This window comes from Maribellus luteus (genome assembly GCF_003576475.1).
GTDB lineage: Bacteria > Bacteroidota > Bacteroidia > Bacteroidales > Prolixibacteraceae > Draconibacterium > Draconibacterium luteum.
In genome coordinates, this window is the sequence record NZ_QWGR01000076.1 from 1 (window position 1) to 752 (window position 752).

Annotated in this window: 2 protein-coding genes; one reads left to right on the forward strand and one right to left on the reverse strand. The window is 63.4% G+C overall.

Going from position 1 to position 752, the window contains the following annotated elements; translation table 11 throughout:
- Nucleotides 1-364 (forward strand): Rap1a/Tai family immunity protein (locus D1614_RS25810; protein WP_119440478.1); only part of this gene is annotated, 364 nt, incomplete at its 5' end.
- A gap of 181 nt (nt 365-545) precedes the next feature.
- Here D1614_RS25810 and D1614_RS25815 read toward each other — a convergent pair.
- On the reverse strand, nt 546-752 hold a 207-nt coding region (locus tag D1614_RS25815), incomplete at its 5' end, for a hypothetical protein (protein ID WP_206610143.1).

Here is a 752-nt window from a genome sequence, read left to right on the forward strand (position 1 = left end):
CTTTGGCCTACTGCTGTCGGCGATGGCGACCAACGCAGCCGAACCCACCAAACCCGGCAGGGTCTTGGCCTTCATGAAAACGCAGGGGCTCTACAACCTCTGCACGTCGAGCCGCAGCGCGGAACTGGGACAGTGCGAAGGCTTCATCACGGGCGTGGCGGCCATGATGCAAAACGACCAGCTCGCCAAGGTGAAGGTGTGCGTCCCGGAGGGCACGAACTCGCAGCAGGTGACGGATCGCGTGGTGGCCTACCTGCGCACCAAGGCCGACAGCGACGACATGCAGGTGCCCGCTGTCACCATCGTGGCTCCGGTGCTGGCCATCCTCTACAACTGCACGCCGGGCAAGATGCCGCAGTTCTGACAGGGCCAAGGCATCCGTGGCCGGGTGGTTTCCAGATGCAACACCCCAGTGTGTTGCATGGATAATCGGCTTCGGCCATTCCTCCCTTTTTTGGCCCCCGTCTTACCTCCCTGGACGGGCTTCGCCCGGCGAAGTTAAAGCGGCCCCGGTGGGGCCGCTCTTTTTATGCTGCGTGGTGGCCCTATACGGCCTTCCAGAGCCATGAACCGATGCCCCACAGCACGGCCAGCAGCACGAGGGTCAGGATGATGTTCCAGAGGAGATCGGCAAACTTGGCCAGCACGTAGGCAAGCCCACCGCCACCAACGATCACGAGGCCGAAGCGCAGCCACTTGGGCCAGTCCATGCCGACCCTGAGCAAGGAGACGTAGGTCAGCACGCCGCCGAC